Consider the following 17255-nt stretch of genomic DNA (forward strand, 5'->3'; position numbering starts at 1 on the left):
TTGGGCACGACTAAGGAGGATTAATATCTCTTTATTACATCGTAGAATAGATTACACTAAAATACACGACAAAATATTCTTTATAAACATTATACTTAACTCAATACTTCGGTAGTTTTCCATATAAACAACTAATAGTCAGTTGTTTATCAGTTGAATTATTTTGTTGTATCATTAATTTTCAGTATCTTATATATGTGTAAATTACAATATTTAAGTTGACTACTGATGAAAAAAACGATATATAAGGAATGTATTTCTAGAACACTCTCCAAGATGTCAGATATTGGTTTGGCAAGACGTAATTTTATGATTGAGACAATTTATTTATTCTTAAGTATTATGGGAAAAATAAACTTTTTACAGTTGTCTCGTTATGGATCTAAAAATGAAAAAACTTATAGGAATCAATTTGAAAAACGTTTTGACTTTCTGAATTTTAACTATTATCTACTTGAAGAAAATAAGTGTTCTGAATATGTTATAGCTTTTGATCCTTCATACATCAATAAGTCTGGCAAACGTACTGCAGGAATGGATGTGTTCTGGTCAGGGTGTGCAGGAAAGGCCAAACGAGGATTAGAGATTGGAGGTATTGCAGCAGTAGATGTTGTTAAAAACACAGCCTTTCATCTTGAAGCTGTTCAAACAATACCCAAGCCAAAGCAGAATCTAAATGACTGGTATATTAGTGTGATGACTGAAAGGATATCATCGCTTAAAAAGATATCTAAATATCTTGTTGTAGATGCGTGGTTTTCAAATAGAAAGTTCATAACTAACATGATAGAACATGAAGTAAATGTTGTGTCTCGTCTTCGTTGTAATGCTCATCTTAAATATTATTATACGGGATCAAAGACTGGTAAAAGAGGGAGACCTAGAGTGTATGGTGATAAAGTAAACTGTAAAGAGATTGATGAAAAATACTTTGATTTGGTAGAGGAAACAGAAACTTATACCTTATATTCAGCTGTTGTATATTCGATTTCATTGAAGAGAAAAATACGTCTTGCTTATTATCAATCTTTAAATGGTAAAGGGAAAACGGATTACAAAATGTATTTCTCTACAGACATTAATTTAGAGCCAACAAAGATATATGATTATTACAAGAAGCGTTTCCAAATAGAATTTATATACAGAGATGCAAAGCAATACACCGGATTGAATGATTGTCAGGCTCAAAGTGAAAACAAACTCCACTTTCACTTTAATATGTCTATGACATCAGTGAATATAGCTAAGATAGCTGATTGGCTAGATCAAGAGAGTATACAGCAATCCCCTTTTTCATTGAACAACATCAAGAAGCTGAATTTTAATGAGTTAATGCTAAATGTGTTTTTATCTAAAATTGGGGTAAATACTAACTTGCAGAAAATACAGAAAGTGATAAAAAAGATCCGATTATATGGGACAAATGCCGCCTAAAAACTCCCGAAGTATTGTTAACTATAACACACGAAATAATACCAACTCTATGTATTATCAATTTCGCCGTGTATATTATTGACGAAAATATTGGGAAAGATACTTGGCTGTAAATGAGTTTTCACACGTAACAATACTCTTTGGTGTTCCTTCTACAACGACTTCGCCACCAGCAACACCACCTTCGGGACCAATATCTATGATCCAATCTGCATTGCAAATCACATCCAAATTATGCTCAATTACCACAACCGTGTTACCATTATCAACCAATCGATCCAATATCTGATTGACCTTTTTAATATCTGACATATGAAGACCAGTAGTAGGTTCATCTAAGACGTAGATATTACTATTTTTATGTAACTCTCTAGATAATTTAATCCTTTGACATTCTCCTCCAGAAAGAGTTGATAAAGGTTGTCCTAATTTTAGATAACCTAAACCAACATCAACCATCAATTGTAATCGTTTTTTAATCTCTAGATCTGTAAAAAAGACTCTTGCTTGATTAATAGTCATATCTAAAACATCAACAATAGTTTTATTCTGATAACGATACTTTAGTACTTCATCTTTATATCTTATTCCTTTACAGGTCTCACATGTTGATTTTACTGAATCGAGAAAAGCCATTTCAATGGTTATATAGCCTAACCCATTACAACTTGGGCAAGCACCGGTAGAATTAAAACTAAAAATAGGCGCCGTACCATTGGTATGTTTAGCAAATAACTTCCTGATTAAATCAAAAACACCTGTATAAGTAGCAGGAATAGATCTTTCGGATTGCCCTACAGGAGCTTGGTCAATTACTATTGCTCCCTTGTGTTGTTTTAAAAACTCCTTATGGATCAAACTGCTTTTACCTGAACCTGCGACACCAGTAATACAAGTTAAAACACCTTTGGGGATTTCTACAGAAATATTCTTAAGGTTATTTGTATTGGCATCATTAACGGCATAATACCCCTTATGACCACGGACATTTTCCTTTAATACTATATCTAAATTTAAGTACTGAGCGGTAATTGTATCAGCATCTTTCAGTTTCTCATAAGTCCCCTCAAAAACAATTTCACCACCTTTTGATCCTGCCATTGGGCCAACATCAACCACATGATCAGCAATCTTAATTACATCAGGGTCATGTTCGACAACGAGCACTGTGTTTCCATTGTCTCTTAACTTCTGTAATAACTCATTTACAAGATGTACATCACGAGGATGAAGCCCTACACTAGGCTCATCTAAGATGTATAACATTTCAGTCAAACTACAACCTAACTGTTTTGCTAGTTTCACCCTTTGTGCTTCTCCTCCTGATAATGTACCTGTTTCTCTTGATAAGTTTAAATAACCAACGCCTATGTGAATAAGATGAGACAAACGATCGATAATTTGATTCGTTACCGTAAAAACAGTCTCATCCTTAACCGTTTGCATAAACTCATAGAGTTCGGTTAATTGCATTTGAGACAATTCATGTATATTAGCTCTATTAACTTTCACAGTCAATGCACCTTGGTTAATTCTAGCACCACCGCAAACATTACAAGGAGAACCATTGATATATCGCGTAATAATATCCTGCTTCTTTTTCGAAAGCGATGCAATATCTTTATTTAAATACAACCGGCAAATCTTACGATATATCCCTTCGTAATTACCATTCATGAAACCAGCCTCATCCCCCATTTTATATCTTATCGATTTTGCATAAAGAAAATCATGAATCTCTTGATCACTAAATTCCTTTAATGGCTTATCAAAATCGAATAAATTAGAGAGTAAAACCTGTTTCCAATAGATTGTTCCGACACGAAATTCTTCAAATACTATCGCTCCCTCATTAATGCTTTTATTCCAATCAACGATCGAGTTTACATCAAGACGAGTAACTTTTCCTGTTCCACTACATTCATTACACATCCCCTCTGGTGTATTAAAAGAAAAAAGATTAGATGCTCCAATAGATGGGACTCCAATTCTTGAATATAGTAGTCGCAAATATGTATAGATCTCCGTAGTAGTCCCAACTGTCGATCGTGCATTTCCTGCAAAACGTTTTTGATCCATTAAGATCGTTGGGGATAGGTTTTCTATCACATCATATGCAGGCTGTTCATATTTAGGTAGACGACTTCGAGCAAAACTACTAAATGTATCATACAGTTGTCTTTGTGCCTCTGCATTAATTGTTTGAAAAACTAATGATGATTTCCCAGACCCTGAAACACCAGTAAATACTACAATCTTATTGCGAGGAATCTCAATATCAAACCCCTTAAGGTTATTTTGTTCTGCTCCTTTTATTATAATATTACTCATTGTTTCACATAATGAAGCTGTACCACACCAGAGTCAAAAGATTTGCAAGGAAGAGCCTTAAGATCAATTGGATTAACTCCTCCTACAAACAGACGTTTTCCATCTCCAAGAATAGTAGGAATAACAGTTATGACATACTCGTCTATTAGATTCTTTTCCATAAGAAGCTTGACGATTTGTCCTCCACCATCACAAACAATATTCTTTCCCTCTTTTGATCTTAAGTCTACAATTAAAGACTCAATATCTTGGTTATAAAAGGTAATATTCTTTTGTTTTTCAATATTTTGTCGTGTAATCACATAACAGTCTAAATTCCTAGCTTGAGGTAACGTTCCCCCTGTTAGCGTCAAAATAACATCATATGTATTTTTCCCTACGATATAGGTATCGATATCTTTATAGAAGTCATTGTAACCATAATCCTCCCCTTCTACCATAACCTGGTCTAGCCATGAAATATCATCGTTCTTTGTCGCAATATATCCATCAAGACTCATACTAATATACAGAATTACTTTTCTCATTGTGATTTGTTTTTTTATTTAGAACGGCAAAGATCTAGAATATGTTTATTCTATCATTGTACAAAATTTACCTGATTATACTTTCTCAACAAATAGTTACTATATTCACTTATAATTCTATCGCGAATCTATCAATTACAGCTATGTAATAAACTTATGGATAACATTTGCAGAATATCTACCAATTACAAGATACAAAATGAGAAACTATAGTTTAATCCGGATGTGTGCCATTGTTCGTTATCTAGAGAACAAACTTGACAGAAATGGCGAACCTAGAGAATTTATCTCCAAAAAAGAACTAGAAACATATCTAAAACAAACACCTGAAGGACAAGATGGGCTTCTTTCCATATCAGGCAGATCGATAGATAGAAGTATTGAAGAACTACGTTCCATGAATGTTAACATTAAATACTCACACAGTTATAAGGGCTATGCCATAGAACACCTTCCTGAAGATGAAGCAATATGTCAGGAACAACAGCAGAGAATTGTAGAGATGTTTAATATGATTGATGTGATGAGAACGGATCATGGATTTAGTAAGTTTCTTCACTTCGAAAAACGTGACCGTTTAGGCACACAATTTCTCATGACTCTTTTGAAATCATGTCAAAAGAAGTCTATTACACAGATAACCTATCATTCATTCTATAAAGAAGAAGAGAATAAGCTTGTAGAACCCTACTTTGTCAAGGAGTGGGAAGGGCGATGGTATCTTATCGCCATGGACAAAAGCAAACGAGCATTAAGGACCTATGCTTTTGATCGTTTAAAAGAGGTCAAAGTATACAATAATCAAACATTTAATGACCAATTTAGAGAGGAGGCAGTTCACTATTTTGATCACTGTATCGGCATATTTGGAAGCAATAATAAAAAACCAGAAGAGGTGATAATAAGATGTTCTAAAAGACAAGCTAAATTCGTTGAAACAAAACCTCTTCATCAGACTCAGACAATGTGCGAAGATGAAGATGGGTGGACGACTTTTAAATACAAAATATGTGTAACCTATGATCTATTAAAAGAATTACTTAGTTATGGACCAGAGGTAGTAGTAATAAAGCCCGATCGTTTAAGGGAAGAAATGATAGATAATCTTGAAAGATCGTTATGCCTATACGAATGATCTAAATAATATCACAATATTATCCATCTTCAATCTACATTTGATCAGCTCAAGTGAGAACACAGATTCATCAAATACAAAAAGCCATCTCGAAGAGATAGCTTTTTGTAATATGTGATAACGTATTATTGATTATTGTTCAGGAACAAATTCAATATGAATACGTTTTGCTTTCTTGAAGAATTTACGTGCAAATTTCTCTACATCTTTCTTAGATGTATTTGCTAAAACAACTTCAGGATCACTCTTTTTACTTGTTTTATCAATACCTTTCACAGCATAAGCTGAAATGACATTTGCATAATACGAGTTGTGATTCTTACCCTGTTCTAGATTTTTCTGAATATTCTTCACAGTCTTATTATAGTCTTCCTCTGAGATACCCTCTTTCAACATTTGAGTGATTTGCGCTTTAACGACCTCCATCAACTCTTTTGAACGATCGGGCTTACAATCAAACCTGATCAATAGAGAAGCTTGAGACTTAGGATATTGACTAAAAGAAGCCCTTACAACAACACCATAAGTTCCTCCTGCTTCTTCTCTCACCTTTTCAGTAAAACGAAGGTCCAATACAGCCTGTACGATATCCATACAAAGATCATTATGTGCAGAGTAAGGCATATATTGATTAAACTCCATATATTCTGTTGTTTTAGGAGTTTCAAGTTTAATTGGAATAACAGTCTCAACATTTTCTTTAGGGAAAGTCACTCTGCGATCCACAAATTTCTCTTTACGATTTGTTGAAGTCAAAGAAGCAATATACTTACATACCATCTTTTTTGCTTCGTCCTCTTTTACATTACCTACAAGTACAAAAGTAAAATCACTTGCATCCTGCATACGATCAAGATAAGTCTTCTTCATCATATCGAAGTCTAGACTTTCAATAAAAGCTGGGCTTAAATTCATCACACGTGGATTATGATCATTGGTAATCAATGAAATTGAATCTCTTTTAATCACATCTGGATTATTTGATAACGATGCAACAAATGCAGCATATCTAGATTTCAACGCATCAAAAGCATCTTTGTCAAAACGAGGAGATTCGAACTTCAAATAAAGCAACTGCATCATTGTTTCAAAATCAGCAGGAACACTACTCGCTTGGATTTTTTCCTGTAGATCATTAATATTCATTGATACACCAACACGTTTACCTGTCAACATTTTCTTTAGTGCTATCGCATCGAAATTCCCTGCACCATAGTTTTCTGCAAAACTACTTGCATAAGAAGCTGATGGTAACTCTTTTATATCGCTAACAATTGATGTTCCACCCCAGCTATAACCAACTAATGACACTTTATCTTTATCAATATCAGCAAATCGATAATACACTTTTGAACCATTTGATAAGGTCCACTCTTTTGCATCAAATTGAGGAAGAACTTTTTCTGAAACAATTGTTCCTGCTTTCACCTTTGTTTCATCAACTAAAGGTTCGTTACTTACCGCATCTTTATAAGGCTCAAGATTCGCTGCTTTTACAGCTGTAATCATTGACAAAGCTTCTTCTTTTGTCAGATGTTTCTCTCCCTCAGTAGGTCCAGAAACAACTACAGTTCTATTTCCTTCTTCACTACATTTTTCAATCAATGCATTGACATCTTTTACCGTAATTGATGGTAGCAATGCTTGTGCTAGTTGATACTCTCCTTCAATACCAATAACAGCTGCTCCAGTGAGGAAATTCTGTTGCATCTCACGACAATAAGAGTCATTTGATATTTTAGCTCTGTCTTTATAACGAGACTCTAATGCACTTAAAATATTCAATTTTGCTCTCTCTAACTCTGAATTTAAGAAACCAAATCTTTCTGCACGTTCCCATTCATTAAGAATTGCTTGAAAACCTTTTTTCTCTTCTCCTGGCTTTATACCACATGAAACAGAGAAAGCATCATAACCTCTTACGAAACCACTCAAAGATACATCTCCATAGATGAAAGGTGGATTCCCTTTTTGAATCAATTCAGAAATACGAGCACCTAACATCTGATTCATCAAGCTAGTTACCATATCATTACGATAATCGATTACCGTTTCTGGATTCTTTGCAGTGTTTTTTTGCACTTTATACATCGTAACTGATGTACGAGACATCTCCTTGTCCAAAGCTTGAACAAAATAAGTTTCGTTGTGATCAGGTACCTCAAAGAATGGGCGAGGCTTTGCATCTTTAACAGCAGGCACTTCTGTAAACATTTTCTTTATTTTACCTTCAACTTCCTCTACATCAATATCACCAACAACAATGATACATTGCAGATCTGTACGATACCAATCATGATAGAAATTTCTAAGTGTATTATACTCAAAATTATTTATTAGATCATAGTCTCCAATTATATCACGTACCGCATATTTAGAATCTTTAAACAACACAGGAAAAAACTGCTGACGAACTCTAAAACCTGCATTACGACGTGTTCTCCACTCTTCTGAAATCACACCACGCTCTGAATCAATCTCTTCTTCAGTCAAAAGAAGATAATTAGTCCAATCATGTAGAACTAAAAGACAAGTATCAACTAAACCTTTCGGACCTGTAGGTACTTCACTTAAATTATAAGCCGTTTCATTAAACGCAGTGTATGCATTGATATTGCGACCAAACTCTACACCATGTTTTTGTAAGGTATTTAAAACCCCTTTACCTTTGAAATTCTCAGTACCATTAAAAGCCATATGCTCTAAAAAGTGAGCTAAACCATTTTGATCATCATTCTCCAAAAGCGCACCAACATTCTGAACAATATAAAAACTTGCTCTCTCTTTTGGCTCTTCGTTATGACGAATATAATACGTTAATCCGTTAGGAAGTACTCCCTTTCGAATAGTCTGTTCTAATGGTAGTGGCGAATCCATCGACACTTGTGCCTGTACGGTTGTAATAGAACATAAGGATAATACAACGACACATAAACTTAATAATTTTCTCATACAATTTTTGTTTAGTCAAATATCCACACAAATGGATACGTCATTTAAACCAAGGTTTAAATTAACATTTTTTAATTAAAATCAAATATAATATGATTTTAATTTAAAAGGTATGTAACTTATATTATTATCCTTTTAAATTTATATCATTTAACCTAATGATTAAAACATATAAAAAATGACTCCTTGTGATAAAAGCAATAACCAGAAAGGTTGATTCAATACTCCACCACTCATCTAAATTAGTATATCCCTAAACGGTATAATTACAAAATATATAAATTATTTTTATTTATGATATAAATAAAAGCCTACACATTATTATTATCAGTAACTTAAGCACCAGAATAATTTGAGTTAGATACAATAACTAATTGAGTTTACCTTTCAATAAAGACTAGAAAAACACACAAGCTTATGAAACAATCAATTTTACTTCTAATGTTCTTATGGACTAGTGCAATTTATGCACAGTCCTTAAAAATTCCTCAGATAATTGGTTCCAACATGGTCCTGCAAAGAAACGATACCGTGAAGATATGGGGATGGTCTACTCCAGAAAAGAAGATTCGTATTAAAACTTCTTGGAATAAAAAAAGCTATACAACATATGCTAACGGTAAAGGAAAGTGGACTGTAAGTGTCGTTACTACTCAAGCAGGAGGACCTTATCAATTAGAAGTTAAATCGGCGAATGAAAAACAACTATTCAAGAATATTTTATTAGGTGAGGTTTGGTTATTTTCAGGACAATCGAACATGAACTTCAATCTAAAAGGAAGTTATGGAAGCTATCCACTAGAGAGAGACCAGATTTTATTGGCTTCAAACCAATCCAAAATTAGAATATTTGATGTTGATCGTAAAGTCAGTCTAGTCCCATCTGACACTCTACTATCAAAAGAAAAATGGGAAATTTCCACTCCTCAAAATGCAGCCAATACAAGTGCTATCGCATATATGTTTGCACTACAACTTCATCAAACACTTAATGTTCCTATTGGTATTATTCACACCTCCTATGGGGGAAGCTACATCTCAGCGTGGTTAAGTAAAGAGACGTTGAAAAAATACAATCAATACGATCTAAAGAATCTAAAGTACACTAAGTGGAACAATGATATTCCATCAGCAATATATAATGCAATGTTAAAACCATTAGCTCCATATGGGATTAAAGGTGCACTTTGGTATCAAGGGGAATCTGACAGAAAAACACCACAATTATATATTCAACAGTATCAAGACTTAGCAAATGATTGGCGTTCTATATTTCAACAAGATTTCCCAATATATATGGCACAAATTGCACCTTTTGGATATAAACCGCCATCACAATCTCAGTATATCAGGGAAGCGCAAATCAAAGCAGCAAATATGATCTCCCAAGGAGGCATTGTGATTACAAGTGATGTAGGAGAAAAAGGGAATATACACCCACATAAGAAAAAACCTATTGCTGATCGTTTCTTGAGACTAGCTTTAAACCAAGCATATGGTATGACAGCCATAGATGCATCTAGCCCAAGATATGAAACCCATAAGATTGATGAAAATAAAATTGTTCTACAATTTAAGGATGCAAATGAAGGTTTACATTGTAATGATAAAGATCTAAAATATTTTGAAATAGCAGGCATAAATAAGAAATTCTACCCTGCCAAAGCAAAGATCGTTGGTCGAAATAAAATTGAAGTATCTTCAAAAAATGTTACACAACCTATTGCTGTAAGATATGGATGGAGAAATTTCTTTATTGGTAATATCTATGATTCGCACGATCTTCCTCTATCTTCTTTTCGTACAGATAAGTGGTAGTCCATCAAAAAAAAATTACTCACTAAAAACTCAAGATTCTTTAGAGAGTAAATTATCTAACAACTTTTCATTTAAACAAGATGAATTTTAAACACACAACGAAAGTCCTTACCCTAGCTCTTCTTGCCTCCTCGCAATTAGTCCAAGCTAAGAAAACATCAAAAAAATTGCAACCCAATATTGTCGTATTCATGGTGGATGACATGGGGTGGCAAGATACATCTCTACCATTTTGGAATAAAGAAACATATCTCAACAAACAGTTTCACACTCCCAACATGGAGAAATTAGCATCAGAGGGGATGATGTTTACACAAGCTTATGCATGTGCCATATGCTCTCCCACTAGAGTGAGTCTTATGACTGGAATGAATGCGGCAAGACATAGAGTGACCAATTGGACACTATACAAAGATAAGATGAACCAGGGGTCACCTAAAGGACTAAAAATACCTGAATGGAATTATAATGGTGTCGGGGTGGATCAAGCTGTATCTCACACAGCATACACTCCTCAACCTCTTCCAAAAGTCCTTCAGGACAATGGTTATTACACAATTCATTGCGGAAAAGCGCATTTCGGTGCCATTGGAACTCCTACCGAAGATCCTCGATCACTTGGGTTTGATGTGAATATTGCAGGACATGCTGCAGGAGGGCCTGCTTCATATTTAGGGAGCGATAATTTTGCTAAACCCCAAAAGAAAAATTCTATTTGGAACATACCTGGTTTAGAAGAATTTCATGGGAAAGATATCTTTCTAACAGAAGCATTAACACAAAAAGCTCTTCAAGTAGTTACAGACTCTGTTCCTTCTCAGAAACCATTCTTTCTTTACATGGCACATTATGCAGTTCATTCACCTATTATGGGAGACGATCGTTTCGTTCAGAAATACATTGATCAAGGATTAAGCCCAATAGAAGCAAAATATGCATCCATGGTTGAAGGAATGGACAAAAGTTTAGGAGATATAATGTACTATCTCAAAAAGAATAATTTAGAGAAAAACACAGTTATTCTTTTCATGTCTGACAATGGTGGCCTAAGTGCATTAGCCCGTGGAGGATTAGCTCATACCCACAACTATCCTCTATCTAGTGGTAAAGGTTCAATTAGAGAAGGGGGAATTAGAGAACCAATGATTGTAAAATGGCCACAAGTAGTAAAACCTAATACTAAATGTGATGACTATGTCATTATTGAAGATTTCTTTCCAACCATACTTGAAATAGCTCAGGTCAAAGAGCTCCCAAATAAGCACCAGCCGATTGATGGAAAATCTTTCACACCACTCTTAGAAGGACAAAAAAACATCAATAACAAACGACCTATATTTTGGCACTCACCTAATTTCTGGGGGCCATCTGGACCGGGTATATCTTTCTATAGTGCCATAAGAGAAGGGGATTGGAAATTAATATACTACCATACCAATCAAAAATTTGAATTATTCAATATCAAAGAAGATATTGGCGAACACTACAACCTAGCATGCCAACAAAAAGACAGAACAAAACAATTGGCAAAAAAGCTTTCTGATTATCTACGAGAGGTAAAAGCCCAACTGCCTATCATTGCAAAAACAGGAGAAAAAGTCCCATTGCCAGATGAAATAGAAATCATAGAAGAGCCCTAATAGATAGATAGGATTTAGATTGATATCATGCAAGGAACATTCTTATGTAAGAATGCTCCTTGCATATTTTGAAACTCCAATTATTTTAAATTAGGATTTATATTAACCTCATTAGATGGTATTGGCCAATATTCATATGAAGAATTGTAATTTAATCCTGCATCTACAAGATCATTTAACTCCCCCCATCTTTTCAAATCTCCCCAACGATGTCCTTCAAAAAGAAGCTCGACTCTACGATCTTTCTTAATCTGAACTAATAATGCATCTGCATCACTATCTGAGATACCGTCCATTGTTAAGCCAGCTCTATCTCTAATTTTCTTCAACTCTGTCCAAGCCTCTGCAGTCTTTCCAGGAATCATTGCTAAAGCTTCCGCTCGATTAAGAATTACTTCAGCATATCTTATTACAGGAACATTGATAGCTGATCCCACCGAAAAATACTTTCCTCCTGCTCTCCAATACGCTGGATCATGATAAAGAAACTTACGCATTTGCAATGCCCCTTTTTCTTTTAAATCAGCTCTAAAATCTTTGTACAAATCAAAATCAGGAAAAACACTTGTCTTATTGAATTCAGGATAATTGATCTTGTCTACCCCTGCAATAAGAATTGAGCCCTGCCTACGAATATCATCTTTTTCAAATATATCTAAAATATCATATACCTTATTTCCATTTTCATCATTTACTTTTCTAGGGCGTAGATATTGCCCCCAAGAGATACGTGGCCATATATGTTGTAGAATAGTTGTCTCAGCAGATTCTGCACTCCAATATTTACCTTTACCACCGACAAACTGTACTTCAAAAATAGACTCATTACTATTCTGTTTCATTCCATCAAACATATGTACAAAATCGTTAGAATCAACCAAGCTGTAACCAAGTTTCTCTACTTCTGTTGCTGCTTCTGCTGCACCTTTATAATCTTTAGTCCATAAACGAATACGACTTAATAATCCATATGCTGCACCTTTAGTTACCCTTCCTACTTCAGATTTACCATAACTAACAGGTAATTTTAGTGCTGCATTTAAAAGATCTTTATCTAACTGACTCCAAATCTCATTAGAAGCTGTTTTCTTGATTGTGTTTGCCTTCTCAGGGGCTAACACAGTTGTTGGAAAAGGGACATCTCCAAAGCCACTAACAAGGTTAAAATAGAATAACGATCTTAAAAACAACACCTCTCCGATATATCGATCTTTCATATCTGGAGACAGATCACCTGCATTATCAATATTATCTAAAACATAATTTGCTCTTACAATTCCTTTATAACAAGCATTCCATCTGCTACCAAAATATTGGTTGGTATTCTTCCATCGGAAATAATGAATTGAGACTAAATCTGGACCAAAACCACCATCACCCCATGGATTATAAATATTATCAGTAGGAGCTTCTCCAAGCACAATGAATGACCAACTATAAAGTCCTCCATAGCTTAAAGGATCATAAACAGCTGTTACAGCATCACCGACCTGACTAGCATACTTCATGAATGTACCTGAATTTTGTCCATTCATATCAGTCTTATTTAAGACATCATCACACCCATATAATGTAATGAGTGCTACTATATATAAAATTATATTTTTCTTCATCTTTTTTTACTTTTAGAAGCTAATATTTACACCCATAATAAAAGTCCTTGATGGAGGATATAAGAAATGATCTACACCTGATTGTAGGTTACTTCCTCCATTAGCACCCACTTCAGGGTCAACTCCTGAATAATTCGTGAATGTAAAAGGATTCTTCACACTACCATAAATCCTGAATTTAGAGAAATGCATGGCCTTTTTTACTCCTTTTGGCAATTCATACCCCAACTGAATTAGTGAACATCTCAGATATGCCCCACTTTCCACATAATAACTTGAGAATCTAATATTTTGATTCGGATCATTTGGGTGAGCTCTAAAGTAAGGTGTATTTGGCATCTCAGGCGTCCAAGGTTGGTGTACCATTTTATTCTCTCCACGTGTTGGATCCAACATTGATCGTTTTGTTAAATTCATCACATCATTACCATAGACACCATTAAATGCAACGCTTAAAGAAACATTAGCATAACTTACTTCTGCATTTAGTGCATAGGTAAAATCTGGAACAGGGCTACCGATGAATGTACGATCATCCTCAGTGATTTCTCCATCACCATTCAAATCTTTAAACCGAATATCACCATCTGCTGCATTAGGTTGGATTTTTTGCTTTGTTCCATCTTCTAATGTTGTTGTATAACTGTCTGCTTCTCCTTTTTGAAATAGTCCGTCTGCAACATAACCATAGAACTCACCAAGCTCACGGCCTTCTTGAGTTCGAGTCAATCGTGACCCTTGGAAAGAGAAACTTTCGTAGTATCCTTTTCTTCCAACATTCCACACTTTGTTATTAAATGTGGTAATATTACCACCAACAGTATAAGTCAATCGATCAATATTATTAGTATAGTTCAAAGACAATTCCACACCAGAATTAGTCAATTCAGCAATATTTTGTACCATAGAACCAGGATTGGATCCAGAAGAAATCCCCGTAACTGCTGATTGCTGTACACTAATCAACATATCACTATGATGTTTTGTGAAATATTCAGCTGTAACACTTAGTTTATTATCAAACAAATATGCATCCACACCATAACTCGTTTGCGTCACTGTTTCCCACATTACATCCGGGTTCGCTAAGCTCCTTGAGGCTACACCATTCGTAACTTTACCATAATTATCACCAAAAGGATAAGAGAAACCAGACACCATCGAAGCGGAATAGGCATAGTTACCAATACCGTTATTACCGACTTGCCCCCATCCACCTCTTATTTTCATCGAAGATATAATGCCTTCTTTAGGGAAAAATGCCTCTTCAGAAATACGCCATCCTGCAGAGATTGATGGGAATACCCCCCACTTATTATTTGATCCAAAACGAGAAGATCCGTCACGTCTAATATTGGCTGTAATTAAGAATCGCTCATCTAAGTTTAAAAATACCCTTCCGAAGAAAGATAACATTCCATGCTCTTGAATGCCATTAGATATCGTGGATGGATCAACACCATTAGCACTAACCACATAATATCCATTATCCTGATATTTAGTACCGACATTTAGATTCTCAGAGACACTTTCCTGATAACTCTGGCCTAAAGTAGACTGTAAGCTACTACTCCCAAATTTCAATTTATAATTTAAAGTATTTTCATGAAGAAGATTTGTTGATCGTCCAAAACCTCTTCCTACACTTTGACGATCTTGGATTGCTGTCCCTAAATCATAAGTATCTGAAATTCCTTTTTTATAACTCCCAGTATATGTATAGGAAACAGCAGTTTTAAAACTTAAATCTTTGGTAAGATTTAAATTGGCAAACACATTCGCCATGAACTTATTTGTTTCTGCTGGATAACGTTCTCTTTCAGCAAAAAATAACGGATTTCCTATGGGTTTATATAACGAATTCTTTTCTGTGGGAGAATAATTTCCATTCTCATCATACACAGGAATCGTTGGGTAGAAAGTATAGGCAGAGGTAATCAAACTATTAAAATTATTTCTACCACCACTCAGATTGTTCTGTTTTGAGTTAGAAAAGCTTATGTTTGCTCCCACCTTAAACCACTCTTTAATTTGTCTATCTACATTTGTTCTCAACGTAAAACGCTCGAATGAAGTACCTTTAGTAGTTCCTTCTTGTGACAAGTATCCTGCAGAAATGAAGAAATGACCTTTATCACTAGCTCCAGAGAATGAGATCTGATGATCTTGAATTGGCGCAATTTGAGTAATCGCATCCACCCAATCTGTGCCTTCTCCATAACTTTCTGGATCATTTAATGGATAGTCCTTTCCAAGAATAGTACTCGCATTTTTCATATATTGAGCATAATCAGCTCCTGTCATTGTCTCTACAGCATTATATATTTTTTGTACACCATAGTAACCATTATAAGATACAACACCTTCTCCCTTCTTTCCTTTCTTCGTAGTAATAATAATTACCCCATTGGCTGCTCTTGCTCCATAAATTGCTGCCGAAGCCGCATCTTTAAGAATATCTAACGAGGCGATATCATTCGGATTAATAGATGATAGCGGATTGCTATTCTCAGATCCTGAAGCTGCAATAGGTACACCATCAACGACATACAATGGCTCACTATTATTAAAACCTCCAACACCTCGTATCCTTACTGAAACACCACCACCTGGAGTAGCACTGTTTTGCATAACATGGACTCCAGCAACTTTACCTTGAAGACCTTGGTCAAGTGTTGCTCCTGCACTTTTGGTAATATCCTCTGATTTAACAGAGGCAACAGAGCCTGTTAGATCTTTTTTCTTCATTGAACCATAACCGATAGCAACAACTTCATCAAGAGAAGTTATGTTCTCTTTCATTGTAACATCAATTTGAGTCCTACCTTTTATTAATACTTCCTGGTTTTGGAAACCTAAATACGAATAAATCAACGTTGAATTGCCTATTGCATCAATTGCATATTTCCCATCAAAATCTGATGCCGTTCCTTTAGTCGTTCCTTTAATCATTACAGCCACGCCAGGCAAAGGTTGCCCCTTCTCGTCAAAGATGGCTCCTGTAATTTTGCTTGTTTGCGCATTTACTGATATACTCATACATATAAGTATCAGTAAGCAGATGTACCTATTCATACAGTTCAATTTATATTAGTTTTCAACGTTAGTCAGCAATAGGTGGCAAGTAGAAAGTACATATAAACTAATTTGACATCTATACCCATGTCAAAAATGATGTCCCATCTTTACAAAACAGCTCCTATTGCATTGTTTGATCGACCAAAATTGTTCATTATTAAATTGTCATTGTAACTGAAATCAACCATTTAAGTAACATCAAAGTAACCTTATTTACATCTATGTAACATTTATACATTAAAATACCAATCCCTCATTTTCATAATAAAAACATCACTAACAAATAAATATCATCACTAAAACAAACAACCTAAACTTATCCCAAAATCAACTCTTTATTGACATAAAAACCGATGGAGAATAAACATAACACAAAGTGATAATTTTGTTAATTTATATTTTAAAATCCGACATTAAGAGTAAAAAAACAATATGTTATATAATATATTTGATAAAATAGACCTTACATCAAGTCTTTTATTGCCTACCTGCTAGATGTTTAGCCATTTCCACGACTAAAGATGAATTCAATGAATTGTAACCAGTCTAATGACACCCCCCATCTCTTTTTCTGCATTAGATCTAAATAATAACATCTTTTTAGATTAAAACGAATAGATGGTCACCTAATCTTCTAATACGAACGCTTTGCTAAATTCCTACAACATTAGTTGAGATCCATTCGATTAGATCCTTTTATGTTATACATTAGAGATCGATAGTAAAA

General features: G+C 34.7%; 9 protein-coding genes. 4 read left to right on the top strand and 5 right to left on the bottom strand.

The genetic code is table 11. From position 1 onward, the window contains the following. Window positions 1–228 precede the first annotated feature (228 nt). On the top strand, window positions 229–1434 hold the full coding sequence (locus tag K5X82_03695; protein QZT38009.1) for a transposase: 1206 nt from the start codon (window positions 229–231) through the stop codon (window positions 1432–1434). A 75-nt stretch (window positions 1435–1509) separates the two neighbouring features. Here the strand turns inward: K5X82_03695 and K5X82_03700 are convergent, their stop codons facing one another. After that, on the bottom strand, window positions 1510–3765 hold the full coding sequence (locus K5X82_03700) for an excinuclease ABC subunit UvrA (GenBank protein ID QZT38010.1): 2256 nt from the start codon (window positions 3763–3765) through the stop codon (window positions 1510–1512). Next, window positions 3762–4292 (bottom strand): dihydrofolate reductase family protein, encoded by a 531-nt coding sequence (locus K5X82_03705; GenBank protein ID QZT38011.1) that lies wholly within the window; start codon window positions 4290–4292, stop codon window positions 3762–3764. The genes K5X82_03700 and K5X82_03705 overlap by 4 nt, the downstream gene beginning before the upstream one ends. Window positions 4293–4491: 199 nt before the next feature. On the opposite strand from K5X82_03705, the gene K5X82_03710 reads away from it, so the two are divergent. Beyond that, a complete protein-coding gene (locus K5X82_03710; protein QZT38012.1) occupies window positions 4492–5427 on the top strand; it encodes a WYL domain-containing protein in 936 nt (311 codons plus the stop codon). A 132-nt stretch (window positions 5428–5559) separates the two neighbouring features. Here K5X82_03710 and K5X82_03715 read toward each other — a convergent pair whose 3' ends face one another. Next, window positions 5560–8379, bottom strand: coding sequence for an insulinase family protein (locus K5X82_03715; GenBank protein ID QZT38013.1), 2820 nt, complete (start codon window positions 8377–8379; stop codon window positions 5560–5562). Between the two features lie 417 nt (window positions 8380–8796). Here K5X82_03715 and K5X82_03720 point away from each other — a divergent pair, with 417 nt between their 5' ends. Together K5X82_03720 and K5X82_03725 are read left to right on the top strand one after the other, a co-directional pair. Continuing rightward, window positions 8797–10197 carry a sialate O-acetylesterase gene (locus K5X82_03720; GenBank protein ID QZT38014.1) on the top strand — a complete coding sequence of 467 codons (1401 nt, stop codon included), beginning with the start codon at window positions 8797–8799 and terminating at the stop codon, window positions 10195–10197. An 80-nt stretch (window positions 10198–10277) separates the two neighbouring features. Beyond that, window positions 10278–11837: a sulfatase gene (locus K5X82_03725; GenBank protein QZT38015.1), complete on the top strand. Its 1560-nt coding sequence runs from the start codon at window positions 10278–10280 to the stop codon at window positions 11835–11837. Window positions 11838–11917: 80 nt separating this feature from the next. Here the strand turns inward: K5X82_03725 and K5X82_03730 are convergent, their stop codons facing one another. Together K5X82_03730 and K5X82_03735 are read right to left on the bottom strand one after the other, a co-directional pair. Next, window positions 11918–13450, bottom strand: a complete 1533-nt coding sequence (locus tag K5X82_03730; GenBank protein ID QZT38016.1) for a RagB/SusD family nutrient uptake outer membrane protein — start codon at window positions 13448–13450, stop codon at window positions 11918–11920. Between the two features lie 12 nt (window positions 13451–13462). Beyond that, window positions 13463–16489, bottom strand: a complete 3027-nt coding sequence (locus tag K5X82_03735; GenBank protein QZT38017.1) for a TonB-dependent receptor — start codon at window positions 16487–16489, stop codon at window positions 13463–13465. Window positions 16490–17255 lie beyond the last annotated feature (766 nt).

Source organism: Prolixibacteraceae bacterium, assembly GCA_019856515.1.
Classification (GTDB): Bacteria; Bacteroidota; Bacteroidia; order Bacteroidales; family Prolixibacteraceae; genus Halosquirtibacter; species Halosquirtibacter xylanolyticus.